Raw genomic sequence first — 18,646 nt, 5'->3', positions numbered from 1 at the left:
AGACTTCAAATTAAATCGATACCTAACTTTTCTCATAATAAAAAGAGTCGCTATACTAGCGCAATTACTTTGAATCTCGCGTTCGTGTGACATGAAAAATAGCCTTAGCATTCGTGCTTATACAAAAAGACTGCAGAGTCACATTCACGATGACTATCATCAACTGGTACTGCCAATTCAAGGCAATATCTCTATTGAAATGCCTCATTTTGTTGGTAAGGTCTCCGTTGGAGAATGTGTAGTCATTCCTGCTGGGACGGAACATAGATTCAACGCGGATGAAGTCGCGAGATTTATCGTCGCGGATTTGGACACTTTGCCTAGCCACTTTATTACTGTGGGTTTGAATGTTTTTAGCGTTACGCCACCTTTACTCAGCTATCTTTACTTCACAGAAAAGCAGTTAGAGTACCAAGTCGACAGTGGTCTTGAGAGTTCAATATTAAATGTTTTTATGATGCTGCTTGGACAGCAAACTCAGGTGGCACCAGTTGATCCGCGTATGCGCGCGGTACAGACCTTTATCTCTGAAAATTTAGAAACGCCGTTATCCATTGCTGAGCTTTCTAAGATTGCTTGTCTAAGCCCCACCCAGTTTAAAAAGCGATTTAAAGAAAGTGTTGGCATCAGTACTTTGCAGTACATCACGGAGTTAAGGATGGAAAAAGCCAAAGCGCTTTTAACTCATACTGATTTACCTGTTCAGTTGATCGCAGAACGGGTTGGTTATAGCGATCTTTCTGCATTCAGCCGCCGCTTCTCACTTCACTTTGGACTATCACCACGCGAGTTTGCTCGGCGATAAAGTCTAACTAAGCAATTATTGCGTCCTTTTAGCAAAGTAACTATTTTGAATTCCAATAAAATACTTCTTTATAAAGTCGTTATAAAGAGAAGTGCTTAAGTTATGTCTGTTTCAATCAAATCGGTCAGTCAGTATCAGAGTGGGGCATTTTCAATCTTATTTGCCTCTGTTCTATGGGGCACTACGGGAACTGCTGCGAGTTTTTCTGAGCAAGTAAGTCCACTTGCGATAGGTGCATTCGCAATGGGCGTTGGAGGCGTTATCCAGGCACTACTTTCTCTGAAGGCTATTACAAACAGTGCGTCTCAAATTAGGGTGTTTAAACTGCCGTTAATGGTAAGTAGTGTTGCTTTAGCTGCCTATCCACTTGCGTTTTACACCTCTATGAAGTTGTCAGGTGTGGCTATCGGTACGGTCATTTCTATCGCCAGTGCCCCATTTTTTACCGTTTTTATTGAGCGTCTTTTCGGCAAAGGTAAGAGAGTAAACACACAGTGGTGGATGAGTTTCGCTTTAGGAGTTGTTGGCATCGTACTTTTGGTCTTAGAGAGAGGAAGCAGCTCAACATCTGCCAGTGACTCCAGCTATCTACTTGGCATCATGCTGGGGTTGTTAGCGGGCTTATCTTATGCCGCTTATTCTTGGGTAGCGAAGTCTATGATTGATGCTGGTGTGAAATCTCAGGCAGCGTTAGGCACTATATTTGCTGGTGGCGCATTGTTATTGCTTCCGAGTTTATGGTTCACGGGTGACAACTTGTTTGCTGGTGCAACTAACTCGATGGTCGCGGTTTATATGGCCGTGGTACCAATGTGCATCGCTTATCTCGCCTTTGGCTACGGGTTACGGCATGTTGAGGTGAGTAGTGCTACATTACTTACTTTATTCGAGCCCGTAGTCGCAGCAGTGTTAGCGGTTTGGATAGTCGGAGAACGAATCCCGGTTTTAGGGTGGTTAGGTATTGGTTTGATCGGCGTGTGTTTGATTCTGCAAACGGTGGATACGAACGACGATAAAGTAAAAGGGGCAAATTAATACCCCTTGTTCTCGATGCTCTCGTTGAATCAGCGATCTAAAATCAGGCCAGGCGTTCCGTTGTGACAGGTTTTGCATGACGTTTTGCCATCCAATACGCAACAGCACTCCACAACGCAGTTAGCAACCAAAGTGCCGTCCAGTGTTTAGCAACTTGTTGCCACGTTGCCCCCATCTGATTTAAAGCTAGAAAGCCTTTGATTGCCCACGTACTCGGACTTAAATCAGCAATCCAAAGTAGTGGGGCCGGAATAGATTCTTCTGGCCAAATGAATCCGGCAAGAAAGATAAGTGGCATCGAACTTACCAGTACGACTAACGTGACCAGTTCTCTTCTCGGAAGAAGGTAGCCAAGCCAGAAACCTAAGCCACAACAGCTCAAGAGAAATGGCAAGAGTAATGTGAGAAGTTCAGCCGATTGAGCGATGTGATTGACACTCAAACGCTCTAAACTCGCCCCAAAATAATATCCGCTAAGCAGGTAATAAATTACAACGAAGACAAGCGTTCGGACGAGCAGTAATGACGACGTCGAAGCTTTTGACCAGTAACCCCGACCATGGCGTTGTGTCCCCGTTTGTAAGCCTACAGCCATGATCAATGTTTGCTGCAAAATGAGCACAAAGACGGCGGGTACCACGTATTCGATATAACCCATCGTTGGGTTAAAGGTCGGTTTCATGTTGAGCTTTAAGGCTGAGTAATTGTGACTCGCCATACTAAGAGGTACGCCTTCTATCAACAACTTACTGACTTTTACTTGTGCGCCTAACGTTCCACCCGCCTGCGCCAAACCTTCTACGACGGTGCCATAAACCAAAAAGTAAGACGCGTCGGCAGCATAGGCTAACGTAGGGCTTTTACCTAACATTAGATCTTTATAGAAGTGCTCAGGAATCACTAAAAAACCAGTGATATCGCGGTTCAAAAACGACTGTTTTGCCTCTTCAATGGTATGCAGTCTGGAAACAATTTTTACTTGCGGAGTGGCGTCGACCATACGTTCTAATGTCAGACTGGTTTGGCTGCCATCCAGATTGACGATTGCAATCGGCTGCTCTCTTGGCGTTTGCTGGGTATAGGGTAGTGGGTACAGGAATGAATAAAATACCACACCACCGAAGACGGTTAGCGTTACGACAGGGTTCGTAAAAACAGAGCGAATTTCCGCTTTAATCAGTTGCCAGAGTGTCATGCGGTCTCCCTGTTTTGATGATGGAACGCAGTGATACGGTGTTTGCGAATCAGCGCTGCAGTAAGGAGCAAAGGTAGGACGTAACCAATCATTGTCCATAACGAACTCATCGATTGAACGGCTGATGTGCCATAACTTGTTTGGGCAACTTGAACTTCAATGTAATGGCTGACGGGCAATAGTGAACGCCAGGTCGTAGCGAGTGTGCTCATGTCTGTTACAGGAAAAGTTATCCCCATAAAAGCAAAACTCGGCGCGGTAAACGCTCCGGCGAAACTCATCGCGCGAGCGGGATCCATAGACAAGAAGAAAAACAGTGCACCCATGATAATGCAAGCGATGATAGTGAGCCATTGAGCGATTAAGATGACAAGTACGCTGCCTTCCATTGGCCAATCTAACAGAACATAAAACCAGTAGAGAAACATTGCACCCTGCGTCATAAACACAGGTATATACTTGCATAAAATGGAGGCGACTCGTAAGTAAGGCTTTTCGCCTAAAAACTCAAATCCATTTTTGCAGCCATAAATACGAAAGTGCGCAGCGAGAATCAAAATGGTGCTCACCACGATACATATCTGCCAGATAGCAGGCACGATGGCAGTAACCAGAAACTGAGCGTAGTTAGTATTGCGGTTAAACAGTGCGGTTATCTGTGTAGAAACGGGTACCGCTTGACCGACAGCCGCTAGTGCAGTCGTATCGCCCTTGGCAAGATTACCCATGACTTGCAACTGCGCATCAAAATAGCCTTGAGCTTGTGCAACGGCAGAATTAATCAACTTAGCGACCAGAATATATTGGCTGTTGAAAAATACAGATAGCTGCGGTTGACGGTGCTGAAGGATATCCTGATCAAATTTTGCTGGAACCACCGCATACGCATAAATCTCACCTTCAATCATGGCGTTTTTGGCCTCGGTGACATTTGCGTAATAGTAATCCACTGACAAAGTCGAAGAGGCGTCCAGAGACTGAATCAACTTACGTGAAATATGAGAGTGCTGTAAGTCCACGACACCAATAGGCAGGTCGCGAGCAATGCCAGCAGAGAATACACCCCAAATAGTGACAGCAAGCAAAATGGGCACCCAAGTGAGGCAAGATAACAACCACTTATCTCGCCGTAATATATGCCGCTGTGAAATCTGAATCGTCATAACTTTAACCAATTAGGTGTACTCAGAGTTCAACCACAACACTCATGCCCATGCGAAGTTCCGGCTCCGGCAGTGTCGGCCGTGCTTCAACTTCAAAAGTTCGCAGATCAAACCCTTTCGCTGCGTCTGTCGAGCGCCATGTTGCGAAGTCACCCATTACAGCAACGTGCATAACTTTAAACTCAACCTTTTTATCCAAAGCAGGTAAGTAGGCATTGAATGTGGTGCCTTTAGTGAAGTGCTTAAGAAGATCTTCTCGGACATTAAGTGTTGCCCATGCATCTTGCGTATCAATGACAGTGACGACAGGAAAGCCTTGCGGTGCCAGTTCACCACTTTGCAGCAGAACCTGAGAAACTTCACCGTTAAACCAACTATGGATTTGCGTATCTTTTGCGTAGGCTTCTACCTCTGCTACAGCGCCAGAGGCCATGCGTGCTTTTTCAGCCGCAGCCACTTTGGTTTCGCTACGCGCGCCTTCCTTCGCCATTTCATACATTTGGTAAGCCGCACTTTCCGTGTATTTTGCAGCTTGCCATTGAGTTAATGCCTCATCTCTCTTTTGCTCTGCGACAACACCATCTTTGTACAGGTTGTTTACCCGGTTAAAGGTTTTTTGCATTAAATCTGCTGCAGCTTTGGCTTTTAACCACTGATCTTTTGCTGCTTGGATTTGTTGTTCACGCGCTCCTTTTTCCGCTTCTTGTGCGAGTGCATCTGCGGCTTTTTCACCTGCCTTGGCTTGCTCTAATTTGGCTTCTATCTCTGGACTGTGAAGCGTGAAAATGAGCTGGCCTTTTTCAATCTCATCACCTTTACGCACCATCACTTCATCAATGCGACCAGGTACTTTTGACGAAATGCTATACTGTTGTGCTTCGATCAAACCTTGAAGGCGGATAGGCTCTGGCTGATAGGCCTGATAAAACTGGTAACCAACCCAAGAAGCAACACCCAAAGCGCAAAGTGATAGTAAAACGGGTTTCAATGATTTTGCAGCCATGACTTAATTTACCTCTTTCGATGTTGAAGCTGGGGTGTATGCGGTGTTCTGGTATTGTTTGAAGCTGTCGATTTCACTGCTCAGTGCCAATAACTTGGTCAAAGAGATAAGATAGCGGAATCGTGCTACTGAACGTTGAGTCTCGATACTAGTGACATAAAGCTGAGCATCGACGACATCGAGAGAAGAAGAAAGCCCTTGAGTAAACGCTTTTTCACGTAGATGAAGGTTTTCGTTTGCAAGTGCAATACTTGACTCAAGTCCTTGGACTTCATCAATGGCCTGCTGTGCTTCGAGGTAGGTTTTCTGTACCAACAAAGACAAATCTTGTTTAGCCTGAGATTTCAGTGCGTCAACTTGAGATACCACACTTTGCGCCGCTTTCACTTTGTCACTACGACCTGACGACTCAATCAGAGGAACACTAACGCCAACTCCCACTAACCAGTCTGGCTTCATTTGGCTTGCTAATGAGTCGTCTTCGTAAAGGCTGTAATCACCGTATAGGTAAACTTCGGGGTAGTACTTACCTTTTTCTGCCTTAATTAAACTGGACGCTTGTTTATGCTTTGCATCAAGAAGGTCGAGCCCTGGGTAGGTGAGTATGGTTTGGTCGATAAACGCATTCAGAGGTGGAAGATTATCGTTGATAAACAGGGTTTCTGCGGGTTCGACAGGCTCGGCTTGTGCAAGCAGTTTCCCCAACGCTGCCTTGGCGATCGTTAAGTCGCTAATGGCTTTGCGGGTTTCAACCGAGGCTTTATCCAATGACGCTTCAGCCTGTAATCGTTCCACGCGAGCAATTTGTCCTTGCTCCTCCATTTTGAACGCAAAGTCCCGATGTTTCTTCAAACCTTGTTCGGCAGTCTGACGAGTTGCTAACACCTCTTTCGCAAGCACGACAGAAAAGTAGTACTTGGACAGATCTTCGAAGCGTGCTTGCTGTTCCATTGCGAACTGGCTTTTAGCTTCTTCTGTCTTTCCTTCTGCTGCGGACTGCGCGGCAGAAATTCGACCACCAGTAAAAATTGGCCAAATTGCACGAATCGAAGAAGAGAAAATATCTCGTTCGGTAATAGTGGAAGTGGTGTTGGCTAGGGTACTTAAAATACCTTGATAGGCGGGCGGAACAGCAATTTCTGCACCTGTACTATCAATGATTTGTTTGCCAGAGAGTGTGACGTCAGTGTCCAGTCGAGTATAACTTGCACCTAAAGTAATCTGAGGCAAGTTGAGGTTACTCGTTGCATTCTCTTGATATTGATAATTCTCGACGTTAGCGCGTTGAGCTTTTAGAGAGTAGTTATTTTCTAAGAGTAATTGCCATGCAGTATCCAGAGTAATCGGAGCAGAGTAACAGGCAAAGGAAATAGAGCTACTGATGAGGCCGAGTACCCAAAACTTTCCAGTTTGTTTCATAGTGGCTGCTTTATTGTAGAGTATTGGCTCTAATATAGAGGAATAATGTTACTGTGTTAAGTGGGTTTGATGAGAAAATCGTGTTACAACAGCGCCCGCCGATGAGAATTACCGGGCGCTAAGATGTCACTGATTTATTTTTGATAGGGGCAGTGAAACTCTGCTCGCCATTCAAGTTGACGAGAGCCGCGCATGGTATTGAGTAAGTCTTTACCGCTCATTTGAGGAAACGACAGCAACACTCTAAGATCCGAAGCACTACCATCGTTCTTCTCATAAGCTCTGACGTGGGTAAAAGTTGAATACATATACTCTGACAACATAGCCTTATCAAGGCAAATTCCGAAATGATCACGTTCCATTATTTGGTGTTCCTTCTAACTATAAAAACACCTCTGTCTATCGTTTTCCAGTATGCAGAGGGTGTCTAACTATTTGTCGTATCTTCAGTAATTTCATTTTTATGATTTTATATTCGAATGTACTGACAACTATGTTGAGCTTTTTATAGACTTCCGGCGTCACTGCGTTTTTATTGAGGTTCTTACAGACCTCTTTGATTGAAAATTATACGCCTGAAACTCTTCGTACGCTTTAAAATTCGAAAAAAATCGCTGTGATCAAATTCATCTTTTTAGGTAAATGTTATGTATCGTTTTGAATAGAAAGTAATAATACTTTCCTTGATGATTGATATCGTTCCAACTTTTTCTTTCGCCTATATTTTGACCGCTAATGTCGCGGTTTGTTTGCACTGTTCACAGATTTTTCATCTGGCGAAGGTCTAACTGTTAACTCAATGTTAACGTATGGGCTGGAAGCTTTTGATGAGGAATTGATTGTGAGTTGGAGCTCCATTAGCTTTCGAAAGCGCATGCTGATTATTATGACGCTTTCCGGTTTGATTGAGTTGTTACTGCTTGTCGCCGCAGGTTTTACTTATTTGAAAGTGAATCAAGAGCATGAAATGGGTGAGAAGGCGCTCGGTGTCGCGCAATTTTTAGCGAGTTCAGAGTTCGTCCGAGAAATGGTAGAGAGTAATGATTCTGCAGCGTATCAAACCCGTTTTCGCGAACTCACTCAAGCTATCGGAGCTGCATTTATTGTAATTGGTGATAGTAACGGCGTGCGCTTAATTCATCCTGTTGATGAACGAATTGGTAAACCGATGAGAGGTGGTGATAACAAACGAGCATTAGATGAGGGTGAGTCCTACATTTCCATAGCACGCGGATCTTTGGGGGATTCTGTACGAGGAAAAGCCGCGATATTTGACGCAGAAGGCAATGTAATAGGCGTTGTATCAGTGGGGTATCTACTAGACCGCCTTCAAGACCGCATCGAGCCATTCTTAGCCTTTTTGATTCTTATGGTTGTTGTTGTGGTGGTGGCGAACGCTATCGTTTCCAACTATGCGTCGAGGAAACTTCAACGAGCCATTTTGGGCTTTGAGCCAGAGGAAATCGGCCGCTTATATGGTGAACTTGAAGTGACGATGGGAACCATTAAAGAAGGGATACTAAGCATTGACTCTCAAGGTGTACTTCGTTCAATCAACCGTAGTGCCTGTCAAATTTTAGGTATCGATAGAGAGGCCGCGATTAACAAGCCACTTACGGATACCCTTCGCGATAGTGACCTTTATACGGTGCTGGAAACAGGTCAAGTCGATCACGATATTGAGATTTTCCTCAATCACAAACGTCTTATTGCTAACCGTTCACCTATTTACGCTGACGGTAAAATTGTCGGTGCTGTGTCCAGTTTTCGTCTGCGTGATGAAATTAGTGAATTGACAGAACAGCTCTCTCAAACCAAAGAGTACGCGGAGCTGTTGCGTTCGCAAACACATGAGCACAGAAACAAACTCAACACAATTAGCGGACTTGTGCAGATGGGCGAGCTCGACGCTGTCCAAAGGCTTATAGGTCAAGAAACGGCTCACTATCAGGCTGTGATCGAATTTTTGCGTGACACCATCAGAAATCCCCTTATTGCAGGTATGTTGTTGGGTAAAACAGAGCGTGCACGCGAGCTGGGTTTAAATCTCGTGGTGGAAGAGGGGAGTCGCTTAGAACCATTACCTGAGTGGCTGAATTCAGAAGATCTGGTCACTATTTTGGGTAATTTGATCGACAATGCTTTTGACGCGACTTTAACCGCTATACGTGACGAATCAACCGTTTCCGTCGAGAGACGAAACATTGAGGTTTCAGTGAGTGACTACGGTAACGAAGTGATCATGGAAGTGAGTGACTTAGGTTGTGGTTTACCAACTAACATTGAGCCAAAAACACTTTTTAAAAAAGGTATTTCAACCAAATCCCGGCACAATAGAGGCGTAGGGTTACATTTAGTAAATCAGCTAGCCACACGCTACCATGGGCACGTTGAGATGCTACCAAATACAGAATATGGAACGAGAATAACCGTGTATTTGCCTAAGGAAGAACAAGTATGAACATGGCAACGCGAGTAATGATCATTGAAGATGATTTTGCGATTGCAGAGTTGCACCACAAATACCTTAGCCAGCTCGCAGGTCTGGAAGTAGTAGGAATTGCAACAACACGAATGGAAGCCGAAATGCAGCTGGATATACTCAAACCAGATTTGCTGCTGATGGATGTCTATCTCCCTGATGGAACCGGCCTGGAAATCCTGAATACATTGCGTGCAAAAAATCAAACTTGCGATGTCATTTTGATTACCGCTGCGCGCGATGTGGATACGCTTCAACAAGCCATGCGTGGTGGTGTCGTTGATTACTTACTTAAACCAATTATGTTTCCGCGCTTAGAAGTGGCTTTGAAAAAGTACATTTCGCAACGCCAAAGGCTGAATGTTGCTGAGAGTCTTGATCAGCACTTGGTCGACAAAATGCTGCAGTCAAATGGGGTCACTGACACTACAGTCAAACGTCTTCCTAAAGGCATAGATAGCGTTACGTTAGACAAAATCCGCGCTTTATTCCCTGGTGGAGAAATGCTCACCGCGGATGAGGCGGGGGAAAAGATCGGTGCAAGTCGTACGACGGCTAGACGATACCTTGAATACTTAATTAGTTCTGGTGAGTTAGACGCGGACTTAAATTATGGAACGGTTGGACGTCCAGAACGTTGCTACAAAAAGGTGACAAGGTAACGTTAAATGAATGTATAAAACGAAAACGGTGGCTTTTAAGAGTCACCGTTTTTGTTTAGTGACCCAATTCTTTCAATAGACTAACGGAAGTGGAAATTAGAATTGAATGCGTTTTGCTCGATATAGAGTTTTAACTCAAATTGAAAGTGAGCTCATCTAGATATTTTTTATCATTTAAATACAATTAGTTACCCTGTTTTCTGCAACTTATTTAAACGTTTGCACTAGCAAGTGTTGATGTAAATCAAATTGTCGTAGACAATACGACCCCGTGTCGGACTCTCCTCCACTACGTGCAAGGGTGTGCTCTTGGCACGTGATTGACCTAAATGGCCTCAAAAAGTCGTGTTTTGATGTGAATTATGAGCGCAACCTCTTGAGGTTCTTTGGGCCTAGTTGCCTTACCTATCAACGCAATAGGTAAGAGCAATTTTCTATTTTGAAGTGCCATTGATAGGGTAGGCTCATCTTTAAGCCATATCCAGGCACACAATAAGTACCTCGTTTTTAAGGGAAAGATGATGGTAATACCAGAAAACAGCAGCATCGTTATTTTTGGTGCTTCAGGCGATCTTACATATCGTAAGTTAGTTCCTGCTTTATACCACCTTTATGCGAACCAGCAGCTTCCAGAGAATTTTGCAATTCTTGGCGTAAGTCGTACTGAATACAGTGATGAGACCTATCGTGAGAAGCTGAAGAAATCGCTTCAGGAGATGGAAAAAACAGAGCCAGAAACGCTTAATGCATTTATTAACCATCTGCACTACCAAGCTATCAATACCTCTGACACTCAAGATTACAGCAAGTTGGTGACTCGTTTAGATCATCTAGCAACCGAATACCAGCTAGAGCAGCGTAATACGCTTTTCTACCTAGCGACCCCTCCAAGCTTATACAGCGTGATCCCTGCAAGCCTTGCAGCCCATGGATTAAATAACGAAGAAGATGGTTGGAAACGTCTTATCATCGAGAAGCCATTCGGCTACGATCTTGAATCAGCCCGTACTCTGGATAAAGAAATCCACGAGCATTTCCAAGAGCATCAAATCTACCGAATCGACCACTACTTAGGTAAAGAAACGGTTCAAAACCTACTTGTTTTCCGTTTTTCAAACGCGATGTTTGAACCACTGTGGAACCGTAACTTCATTGATTACGTAGAGATCACAGGTGCGGAATTCCTGGGGGTTGAAGAGCGTGGTGGTTACTACGATAACTCTGGTGCCGTGCGCGATATGTTCCAAAACCATCTACTGCAAGTATTGGCGATGGTAGGCATGGAACCACCTGCACAAATCAATGCTGATTCTATGCGTGATGAAGTAGTGAAAGTTCTGCAGTGTTTAAAACCTCTGGATGAAGAAGCGCTTCGTAACGACCTTGTGCTTGGTCAATACACGGCATCTGACGTGCGTGGTCAGCACCTGCCTGGTTACCGTGAAGAAAACGGCGTAGCAGACGATTCTCGTACAGAAACTTACATCGGTCTGAAGGCATACATCAACAACTGGCGTTGGAATGGTGTACCTTTCTATGTTCGTACAGGTAAGCGTCTTCCGACTCGTGTAACTGAAGTGGTTATACACTTTAAACAGACACCGCATCCAGTGTTTGGTCAGAATGCTCCTGAGAACAAGCTGATTATTCGTATCCAGCCAGACGAAGGCATCCAGATGAGCTTCGGTTTAAAAGAGCCGGGCGCAGGATTTAAAGCGAAAGAAGTGAAGATGAACTTCTACTACGCAGACCTGCAAGAAGCTCAGATGCTAACGGCTTATGAGCGCCTGTTGCTTGACTCTTTGAACGGTGATGCAACACTATTTGCTCGCAGTGATGCAGTGGAAGCTTGCTGGGAATACGTACAGCCAATTCTTGACTTTAAACAAGATCCTCAATCACTCTTCGGATACGCATGTGGAACATGGGGGCCAAAAGAGTCAGATGACTTGCTACAGCGTGACAACCGTGCTTGGCGTTTCCCGTGTAAAAACCTAACAGATACGGACTACTGTGAACTATGATCAACAATAAAATCTACCAAACTGCAGAACAGGTTGTAGAAAGCCTGGCGAACGACATGAAGACGTTCAGTGAAATGAGCCGACCTGTTCATATTTCTCTTTCGGGTGGCAGCACGCCAAAAATGCTGTTTAAACTATTAGCATCGGATGCTTATGCGACATCAGTTCAATGGCAAAACCTACATTTCTGGTGGGGTGATGAGCGTTGCGTAGCACCTGATGATGCAGAAAGCAACTATGGTGAAGCGAACGAGCTTCTCTTTAGTAAAGTAAACCTGCCTGCAGAGAACATTCACCGTATTCGTGGTGAAGATGACCCTCAAGTTGAAGCAGAGCGTTTTGCGAAAGAGATGTTAGAAGAGATTCCTTCGCTAAACGGTACGCCAGTATTTGATTGGATCTTGCTTGGTGTAGGCGCAGATGGTCATACCGCATCGCTGTTCCCGGGACAAACGAACTATGATGATGCAAACCTATCTGTAGTCGCTTCACATCCGGAATCAGGCCAACTTCGAGTTTCAAAAACTGCTCGAGTTTTGGAAGCGGCAAAACGTATTAGTTACTTAGTGCTTGGCGCAGGTAAAGCGGACATCGTTGAAGAAATCAACGGTTCACCAGCGGATGCATTGCCATATCCGGCAGCAAAGGTTCAGTCAAAATCTGGTCTTACTGAGTGGTATTTAGATTTAGACGCGGCAGCAAAAATTGCTTAATAAGCCTGCTCGTCAATGGAACACAATTGGAGAGAAACAATGAAAGGTGATATCGGTGTAATTGGCCTTGCAGTAATGGGTCAAAACCTTATCCTAAACATGAACGACCATGGCTTTAAAGTTGTGGCTCACAACCGTACTGCTGCAAAAGTAGACGAGTTTCTGGAAGGGCCGGCGAAAGGCACAAACATCATCGGTGCATACTCTCTAGAAGAACTAGTAGAGAAGCTTGAAACACCACGTAAAGTAATGCTAATGGTTCGCGCTGGTGATGTTGTAGACACATTCATCGACGCTCTAGTACCTCTACTAGACAAAGGCGACATCATCATCGACGGTGGTAACACTAACTATCCAGATACTAACCGTCGCGTTGCAGCTCTACGTGAAAAAGGCATCCACTTCATCGGTACTGGTGTATCTGGTGGTGAAGAAGGTGCACGTTTTGGTCCATCTATCATGCCTGGTGGCGCACCAGAAGCTTGGGAAGCGGTTAAGCCTATCTTCCAAGGTATTTCTGCAAAAACTGACGCTGGCGAGCCTTGCTGTGACTGGGTTGGTAACGACGGTGCGGGTCACTTTGTTAAGATGGTTCACAACGGTATCGAATACGGCGACATGCAGTTGATTACTGAAGCTTACCAGTTCATGAAAGATGGTCTTGGACTGTCTGCAGACGAGATGCAAGCAGTATTCGCTGACTGGAACAAAACTGAGCTAGACAGCTACCTTGTTGAAATCACAGCTGACATCCTTGGCTACAAAGATGAAGATGGTGAAGCTCTGGTTGAGAAGATCCTGGATACGGCTGGCCAAAAAGGTACAGGTAAGTGGACTGGTATCAACGCGCTAGACCTAGGCATTCCTCTAACGCTAATCTCTGAGTCTGTATTCTCTCGTTGTCTGTCTGCACTGAAAGACCAACGTGTTGAAGCTGAAAAACTATTCGGCAAGACAATCACTCCAGTTGAAGGTGACAAGCAAGAGTGGGTTGATGCACTACGTCAGGCTCTTCTAGCGTCTAAGATCATCTCTTACGCTCAAGGCTTCATGCTAATGCGCGAAGCATCAAACGAGAATGGTTGGGATCTAAACTACGGTAACGTTGCACTAATGTGGCGTGGTGGTTGTATCATCCGTTCTGCGTTCCTAGGCAACATCCGTGATGCGTACGAAGCGAACCCAGATCTAGCATTCCTAGGTTCTGATGATTACTTCAAAGGCATCCTACAAAACAGCCTGGTAGCATGGCGTAAAGTTGCAGCTAAGTCTCTAGAAGCAGGCATCCCAATGCCATGTACGACTTCTGCGCTAACTTTCCTAGACGGTTACACAACTGCACGTCTACCTGCTAACCTGCTTCAAGCTCAACGTGACTACTTCGGTGCTCACACTTACGAGCGTATCGACCGTGAGCGTGGTGAATTCTTCCACACTAACTGGACTGGTACAGGCGGTAACACTGCGTCTACTACTTACGACGTTTAATACGTTTTAAGTAAACCAATACAAATTAAAAGGATGCCTAAGTGGCATCCTTTGTTGTTCTGGTGATCCAAAGGATAGGGTCTTCAGGCTCCTTTTTCAGTGGGGCTGTTTTTGTGTTGGGTAAACTTGTCTTTTAGGTAGAGGATTGCGCTGACAATAAGTGCCCCTAGGGAAACCGTAAAGAGGGCATACATACTTAATATCCATGCGCATGTGGCGGTAAGAAATGCGATAAAAGAAAACATCCGGCTAAATGACATTACATGGCCTAGTTTGTTACTTTTCATGACGCCTCCTAAAGCTGAATGAGTAGAGACAGGAGTGATTTGTGATTTATCAATGCACATTGATTGTCTCCTTTTACAAGTCTCAGCGCCTAAAAAATCAGCTAAATATTTATCAAAAAAGGTTAAAAATTGAACTGGTAGACAAATTTACAAATAGACCTAACGAGGTACTAAGGGTATCGATTCCCTAAGCTGCCTGATATTTCTCACCCTTTTCGTATTTGGGTGGATGAAGGGTTTTCCCCAGTTAATACAATAAGTTGTTTTAGGTTAAATAGTTCTTGAAGAGGTAACTGTAGACTACAGAGGATATTTATTCTGAAAAGAGACTCAAGTAAGCCCTCAAGCTACGCCTAATAATTTTCTATAAATGGAGGATGTTTGGGTTTCTCAAACTCTCTATCTTTGACACCAACAACAAATCGCCAGAAGAAGCCGTTTCCACTGGCGCTATTTTGTTGACATAGAAGGTGGCATACACAACCAATTGAGGTTCTAACGATGACTATTAATAAGTACTTCGCTTTTATTCCTGTAAAATTAGCCCAGGAAGCACCAAAGAACACTAATGTGATCTCTGACAAGGAAGCTCAGCGACAGGCATTAGTCAAACAGGCACAGCAAGCTGGCGGCCTGTAAAGACTTCAGAAGAGCACCCATAATCGGGTGCTCTTCTACTATTTAACCTGAGAGAAGGCTACTTAATCATTCCTATATTTTTTAGTTTTCGATAAATTGTATTGCGGCTAACACCCAACATACGAGATGTCTTACTAATGTTGCCTTGAGTAGCCTGATAGGTTTTCACTAGTTTGTCTTCCACGGTAGCACGCATATCAGCGGTGGGCTCTGCACCGACTTTTTCACGTATTTGACTGAGTTTCTTAGCCAGGTGATTTGGTACATGGGTAAGTTCTAGCATTGCTTCGCCTTGCGCCATTAATGCAGAGACTTTGATTAAACTATCGAGCTCGCGCAGATTTCCCGGCCATGAGTATGAGAGTAACAACGATAGCAGGTTAGGGCATAGCTGTTGATTAGGTTCAGCATGACGACGATGAAGGTGTTCAATCAGCATTTGCTTGTCGTCTCGTTCCTCTAATCGTGGTAACTCTATGATTAATCCGTTAAGGCGATAGTATAAGTCTTGTCGGAATTCACCCTGTTCAACTAACGCCTCCAGATCTTTGTGTGTCGCTGCGATGATTTGCGTATCGACTTGTACGCTTTGGTTAGAACCGACAGGAAGTACGTTTTTGTCCTGGAGTACGTGCAGCAGGCGGCTTTGTGCGGCTAAAGGCAAGTCGGCAATCTCGTCAAGAAAGAGCGTACCTTTATGCGCTTGGCGAATTTTGCCCTGATAGCCTTTGCTGTTTGCTCCGGTAAATGCGCCAGCTACATACCCAAACAGTTCCGATTCAATAAGGTCTTTTGGCAGAGCACCGCAGTTAACCGCTACAAGAGGCCCACTCTTTCTTTGACTATTCTTGTGCAGAGCTTTTACGAACTCATTTTTGCCTACACCCGTTTCACCCAGAATCAGTAAACTGATGTCTTTATCGATGACTCGGTTTGCTTGCTGCCAGCAGTGTTCAACTCTGGAATCACCGTAGTGGAGGTCACTGGAGACACTGATGGAGCGAGACTGAATTTTTCGTTTTGTTAACGCTTCTGTTTTAAATACGATCGACTGATTTGCATTTTGCTGAGAGAGTATCTCTTCCAATGAATGTCCAACTACGTTGCTACGATCAAGCAAGTGAGACGCCACTTGGTTGTGAGCAAGAATCTGACCATCTTCATTGGCGATGATTATCCCTTGCCAGCCACTATTGAGCAGAGTTTTATCACACGCTAAATCGACCCGAATATGACCACATGGAATCTGGTTTAACATCTGGTTTTCTACAAGTTGAACCATATTCTGTACCAGCACTTGTGTCGAAAGATCATGCTTTTCCTGCTCACTGGTGATGTCTAATACACCAAGCAGTCTCCCTAGATGGTCGAAAATAGGATTCGCAGAGCAACTGATAAAGCGGTGATGTTGAATGAAGTGTTGATCTCCAATGACGGAGACTGGCTTTGCTTCTACTAACGCGGTTCCAATGGCATTCGTTCCTTTCAGTTTTTCCTGCCAGCAAGCTCCGGAACTAAGAGCGATTTCGGTGAGTTTCTCTCTAAACTTCGGCTTCCCCCAACTACCGATGATCACGCCATCTGAATCGGTAAGAATTAAGCGACTATTACTGTGTGCGAAAAGTTGGTTAAACAGAGGAAGCGCAAATTGTTTGACTGCATCTAGCAGAAAGTTGAGTTGATGGCGTCTGTCTTTAAGCGTCGCTGATGTAACTCGAACATCTTCCGGACGTCGACGCTGTTTTAAACCCGCTTGTTCGCTTCTGAGCCACGAAGTTGAAAGCCAGTTGTTATCGGTAATATGTTGAAGTTCCATGACTGTACCATTTTGTCACAGTGAGCATGTGCCATTTTGGAACACTTGAACATTGGTGTTTACACCATACTTCTATTCAAACATTACTCACGTAAATTGTTATCGCTTGGTAATCATAGTGTTACATTTAGTTAACAACAAGTGTATCTTAATTGGCCTGTGACTTGCGTAATACTCTTCGTTAACACTGTAAGAAAAACAAAGTGTTTCAAACACTAACTGAACGAGAAACAAAAGGAAGAGTTATGATTTATGCACAGCCAGGTAGTGAAAATGCCATCGTGAGCTTCAAGTCACATTACGACAACTTCATCGGTGGGGAGTGGGTTAAACCTGTTGGAGGTGAGTATTTCGACAATATTTCACCTATCAATGGCAAGCCTTATTGTAAAGTTGCCCGCTCTGGTGAAGCAGATATCAATTTAGCATTGGATGCTGCACACAACATCAGAGCGAAGTGGGCGAAAACCAGCGTTACAGAACGCTCTAATCTTTTGTTGAAAATTGCTGACCGTATTGAACAGCACGTTGAAGAACTTGCTTTGGTAGAGACATGGGAAAATGGCAAGCCGATTCGAGAAACATTAGCTGCAGACATTCCTCTTGTCGTTGACCACTTCCGTTACTTTGCAGGCTGTATTCGAGCTCAGGAAGGTAGTGCTGCTGAGATCGATCAAAACACGGCGGCGTACCATTTTCCAGAGCCAATCGGTGTGGTAGGTCAGATTATTCCTTGGAACTTCCCAATTCTTATGGCGGCATGGAAACTCGCTCCAGCGTTAGCTGCGGGCTGCTGTGTGGTACTTAAACCTGCAGAACAAACGCCAACGTCGATTTTGGTTCTTATGGAAAAAATCGCTGATTTACTTCCACCAGGCGTAGTGAACGTGGTAAACGGTTATGGCTCTGAAGCAGGTCAGGCACTGGCAACCAGCAACCGTATCGCTAAACTTGCGTTTACGGGTTCAACGCAAGTGGGTAACCATATTCTGAAATGTGCAGCAGACAACCTCATTCCTTCAACGGTAGAGCTAGGTGGTAAATCGCCAAACATTTACTTCCCGGATGTGTTTGATCACGAAGATGAGTTCGTAGACAAGTGTATTGAAGGTACGCTTCTAGGTTTCTTCAACCAAGGTGAAGTATGTACTTGTCCTTCACGCGTGTTGGTTCATGAGTCTATCTACGACAATTTTGTTGCTAAAGTCGCGGAGAGAGCGAAGCTGATTAAGCAGGGCAACCCTCTGGATACAGAGACTCAAGTTGGTGCACAGGCTTCTCAGGAGCAGTTTGATAAGATTCTGAGCTACCTTGAAATTGGTCGTCAAGAGGGCGCGAAAGTAGTCTTCGGTGGTGATGTCGCGCAACAAGATGGTGAGCTTGAACAAGGCTACTACATTCAGCCGACGTTACTGGAAGGTCACAATAAGATGCGAGTATTCCAGGAAGAGATTTTTGGACCGGTCATTGCAATTACAACCTTCAAAGATGAAGCCGAAGCTCTAGAGATAGCAAACGATACTGAGTACGGTCTAGGTGCCGGTGTCTGGACACGAGATCAAAACCTGGCGTACCGAATGGGACGTAATATTGAAGCAGGCCGAGTTTGGATCAACTGTTACCACGCGTACCCGGCGCACGCTGCATTTGGCGGATACAAGAAGTCAGGTATTGGTCGTGAAACACACAAAATGATGTTAGGTCATTATCAAAATACTAAGAACTTACTGATTAGCTACAGCGTCGATCCACTAGGTTTCTTCTAATTCGATTCATCTAAATTTGTAAGAAAAAGCAGTGCTACTCAAGCCCCGTAACATACGGGGCTTTTTGACGTTTTCAGTTAAGAACTAAGGTGTATAAAATCGAATCAACCAAGTTTATATGCAATTAATTCATTTATAATCAATTAATT

General features: G+C 44.5%; 16 protein-coding genes. 9 read left to right on the top strand and 7 right to left on the bottom strand.

Annotated elements, in window-relative coordinates; all coding sequences use genetic code 11:
• Window positions 1-91: 91 nt before the first annotated feature.
• Both WJM94_RS02975 and WJM94_RS02970 read left to right on the top strand, forming a co-directional pair.
• The gene (locus WJM94_RS02975; RefSeq protein ID WP_444492751.1) at window positions 92-805 is read left to right on the top strand and encodes a helix-turn-helix domain-containing protein; all 714 of its coding nucleotides are present in this window, start codon (window positions 92-94) and stop codon (window positions 803-805) included.
• Window positions 806-907: 102 nt separating this feature from the next.
• On the top strand, window positions 908-1,840 hold the full coding sequence (locus WJM94_RS02970; RefSeq protein ID WP_444492750.1) for a DMT family transporter: 933 nt from the start codon (window positions 908-910) through the stop codon (window positions 1,838-1,840).
• A 43-nt stretch (window positions 1,841-1,883) separates the two neighbouring features.
• Here the strand turns inward: WJM94_RS02970 and WJM94_RS02965 are convergent, their stop codons facing one another.
• The 5 genes from WJM94_RS02965 to WJM94_RS02945 all read right to left on the bottom strand — a co-directional run bounded on the left by WJM94_RS02965 (window position 1,884) and on the right by WJM94_RS02945 (window position 6,982).
• The gene (locus WJM94_RS02965) at window positions 1,884-3,035 is read right to left on the bottom strand and encodes an ABC transporter permease (protein WP_444492749.1); all 1,152 of its coding nucleotides are present in this window, start codon (window positions 3,033-3,035) and stop codon (window positions 1,884-1,886) included.
• A complete protein-coding gene (locus WJM94_RS02960; RefSeq protein ID WP_444492748.1) occupies window positions 3,032-4,198 on the bottom strand; it encodes an ABC transporter permease in 1,167 nt (388 codons plus the stop codon). The genes WJM94_RS02965 and WJM94_RS02960 overlap by 4 nt, the downstream gene beginning before the upstream one ends.
• Window positions 4,199-4,220: 22 nt before the next feature.
• On the bottom strand, window positions 4,221-5,201 hold the full coding sequence (locus WJM94_RS02955) for an HlyD family secretion protein (protein ID WP_444492747.1): 981 nt from the start codon (window positions 5,199-5,201) through the stop codon (window positions 4,221-4,223).
• A gap of 3 nt (window positions 5,202-5,204) precedes the next feature.
• Complete coding sequence (locus tag WJM94_RS02950) at window positions 5,205-6,620, bottom strand: TolC family protein (protein ID WP_444492746.1); 1,416 nt, start codon at window positions 6,618-6,620, stop codon at window positions 5,205-5,207.
• Between the two features lie 134 nt (window positions 6,621-6,754).
• The gene (locus WJM94_RS02945) at window positions 6,755-6,982 is read right to left on the bottom strand and encodes a hypothetical protein (RefSeq protein ID WP_444492745.1); all 228 of its coding nucleotides are present in this window, start codon (window positions 6,980-6,982) and stop codon (window positions 6,755-6,757) included.
• A gap of 479 nt (window positions 6,983-7,461) precedes the next feature.
• On the opposite strand from WJM94_RS02945, the gene WJM94_RS02940 reads away from it, so the two are divergent.
• From WJM94_RS02940 to gnd, 5 genes are all read left to right on the top strand, one after another.
• A complete protein-coding gene (locus WJM94_RS02940) occupies window positions 7,462-9,081 on the top strand; it encodes an ATP-binding protein (RefSeq protein ID WP_444492744.1) in 1,620 nt (539 codons plus the stop codon).
• Window positions 9,078-9,764 (top strand): response regulator, encoded by a 687-nt coding sequence (locus tag WJM94_RS02935; protein WP_444492743.1) that lies wholly within the window; start codon window positions 9,078-9,080, stop codon window positions 9,762-9,764. The genes WJM94_RS02940 and WJM94_RS02935 overlap by 4 nt, the downstream gene beginning before the upstream one ends.
• A 521-nt stretch (window positions 9,765-10,285) precedes the next feature.
• Window positions 10,286-11,788 (top strand): glucose-6-phosphate dehydrogenase, encoded by a 1,503-nt coding sequence (gene zwf, locus WJM94_RS02930; protein WP_444493000.1) that lies wholly within the window; start codon window positions 10,286-10,288, stop codon window positions 11,786-11,788.
• Entirely contained in the window at window positions 11,785-12,501 is a 717-nt protein-coding gene (gene pgl / locus WJM94_RS02925; RefSeq protein ID WP_444492742.1) for a 6-phosphogluconolactonase, read from the top strand. The genes zwf and pgl overlap by 4 nt, the downstream gene beginning before the upstream one ends.
• Window positions 12,502-12,540: 39 nt before the next feature.
• Window positions 12,541-13,989 carry a decarboxylating NADP(+)-dependent phosphogluconate dehydrogenase gene (gene gnd / locus WJM94_RS02920; RefSeq protein ID WP_444492741.1) on the top strand — a complete coding sequence of 483 codons (1,449 nt, stop codon included), beginning with the start codon at window positions 12,541-12,543 and terminating at the stop codon, window positions 13,987-13,989.
• 83 nt (window positions 13,990-14,072) lie between these two features.
• Here gnd and WJM94_RS02915 read toward each other — a convergent pair whose 3' ends face one another.
• Window positions 14,073-14,276, bottom strand: a complete 204-nt coding sequence (locus WJM94_RS02915; RefSeq protein WP_444492999.1) for a hypothetical protein — start codon at window positions 14,274-14,276, stop codon at window positions 14,073-14,075.
• 501 nt (window positions 14,277-14,777) lie between these two features.
• Between WJM94_RS02915 and WJM94_RS02910 the strand changes: the two genes are divergently transcribed.
• Window positions 14,778-14,915, top strand: a complete 138-nt coding sequence (locus WJM94_RS02910) for a hypothetical protein (protein ID WP_444492740.1) — start codon at window positions 14,778-14,780, stop codon at window positions 14,913-14,915.
• A gap of 58 nt (window positions 14,916-14,973) precedes the next feature.
• On the opposite strand, the gene WJM94_RS02905 is transcribed toward WJM94_RS02910, so the two are convergent.
• Window positions 14,974-16,731 (bottom strand): sigma-54-dependent Fis family transcriptional regulator, encoded by a 1,758-nt coding sequence (locus tag WJM94_RS02905; protein ID WP_444492739.1) that lies wholly within the window; start codon window positions 16,729-16,731, stop codon window positions 14,974-14,976.
• Window positions 16,732-16,976: 245 nt separating this feature from the next.
• Here WJM94_RS02905 and exaC point away from each other — a divergent pair, with 245 nt between their 5' ends.
• Window positions 16,977-18,497: an acetaldehyde dehydrogenase ExaC gene (gene exaC, locus WJM94_RS02900; RefSeq protein WP_444492738.1), complete on the top strand. Its 1,521-nt coding sequence runs from the start codon at window positions 16,977-16,979 to the stop codon at window positions 18,495-18,497.
• Window positions 18,498-18,646: the final 149 nt, after the last annotated feature.

Source organism: Vibrio sp. YIC-376, assembly GCF_052353105.1.
In the GTDB taxonomy this organism is placed as follows: Bacteria; Pseudomonadota; Gammaproteobacteria; order Enterobacterales; family Vibrionaceae; genus Vibrio.
The sequence above is the reverse complement of the archived record's forward strand: the minus strand, read 5'-3'. Positions and strand labels throughout refer to the sequence as shown.

What these genes read in the sequence shown, in the direction of transcription:
- WJM94_RS02975 (WP_444492751.1), top strand. Translation starts at nt 92, where the DNA reads ATGAAAAATAGCCTTAGCATTCGTGCTTATACAAAAAGACTGCAGAGT.
- WJM94_RS02970 (WP_444492750.1), top strand. Translation starts at nt 908, where the DNA reads ATGTCTGTTTCAATCAAATCGGTCAGTCAGTATCAGAGTGGGGCATTT.
- WJM94_RS02965 (WP_444492749.1), bottom strand. Translation starts at nt 3,035, where the DNA reads ATGACACTCTGGCAACTGATTAAAGCGGAAATTCGCTCTGTTTTTACG.
- WJM94_RS02960 (WP_444492748.1), bottom strand. Translation starts at nt 4,198, where the DNA reads ATGACGATTCAGATTTCACAGCGGCATATATTACGGCGAGATAAGTGG.
- WJM94_RS02955 (WP_444492747.1), bottom strand. Translation starts at nt 5,201, where the DNA reads ATGGCTGCAAAATCATTGAAACCCGTTTTACTATCACTTTGCGCTTTG.
- WJM94_RS02950 (WP_444492746.1), bottom strand. Translation starts at nt 6,620, where the DNA reads ATGAAACAAACTGGAAAGTTTTGGGTACTCGGCCTCATCAGTAGCTCT.
- WJM94_RS02945 (WP_444492745.1), bottom strand. Translation starts at nt 6,982, where the DNA reads ATGGAACGTGATCATTTCGGAATTTGCCTTGATAAGGCTATGTTGTCA.
- WJM94_RS02935 (WP_444492743.1), top strand. Translation starts at nt 9,078, where the DNA reads ATGAACATGGCAACGCGAGTAATGATCATTGAAGATGATTTTGCGATT.
- zwf (WP_444493000.1), top strand. Translation starts at nt 10,286, where the DNA reads ATGGTAATACCAGAAAACAGCAGCATCGTTATTTTTGGTGCTTCAGGC.
- pgl (WP_444492742.1), top strand. Translation starts at nt 11,785, where the DNA reads ATGATCAACAATAAAATCTACCAAACTGCAGAACAGGTTGTAGAAAGC.
- gnd (WP_444492741.1), top strand. Translation starts at nt 12,541, where the DNA reads ATGAAAGGTGATATCGGTGTAATTGGCCTTGCAGTAATGGGTCAAAAC.
- WJM94_RS02915 (WP_444492999.1), bottom strand. Translation starts at nt 14,276, where the DNA reads ATGAAAAGTAACAAACTAGGCCATGTAATGTCATTTAGCCGGATGTTT.
- WJM94_RS02910 (WP_444492740.1), top strand. Translation starts at nt 14,778, where the DNA reads ATGACTATTAATAAGTACTTCGCTTTTATTCCTGTAAAATTAGCCCAG.
- WJM94_RS02905 (WP_444492739.1), bottom strand. Translation starts at nt 16,731, where the DNA reads ATGGAACTTCAACATATTACCGATAACAACTGGCTTTCAACTTCGTGG.
- exaC (WP_444492738.1), top strand. Translation starts at nt 16,977, where the DNA reads ATGATTTATGCACAGCCAGGTAGTGAAAATGCCATCGTGAGCTTCAAG.